1 protein-coding gene is annotated in these 254 nt (G+C 56.3%); it reads left to right on the forward strand.

The window, feature by feature from the left end:
- Positions 1–254: phage terminase large subunit family protein (locus RTW80_RS30005; protein WP_312721809.1), on the forward strand; the 254-nt coding region annotated here is incomplete at both ends.

The following is a 254-nucleotide window of genomic DNA, read 5'->3' on the forward strand; positions in this document are numbered from 1 at the left end:
GGGCGTAGTTCGCGGTGCCTGCCCGCACTGCGGGGAGGAGCAGTATCTTAAATTTGGCGACAAAGAGACGCCGTTTGGCCTCAAATGGACGCCGGATGACCCCTCCAGCGTGTTTTATCTCTGCGAGCATAATGCCTGCGTCATCCGCCAGCAGGAGCTGGACTTCACTGATGCCCGTTATATCTGCGAAAAGACCGGGATCTGGACCCGTGATGGCATTCTCTGGTTTTCGTCATCCGGTGAAGAGATTGAGC

Origin of the sequence: Escherichia sp. AM3, assembly GCF_032029835.1 — a bacterium.
Taxonomy (GTDB): Bacteria; Pseudomonadota; Gammaproteobacteria; order Enterobacterales; family Enterobacteriaceae; genus Escherichia; species Escherichia coli.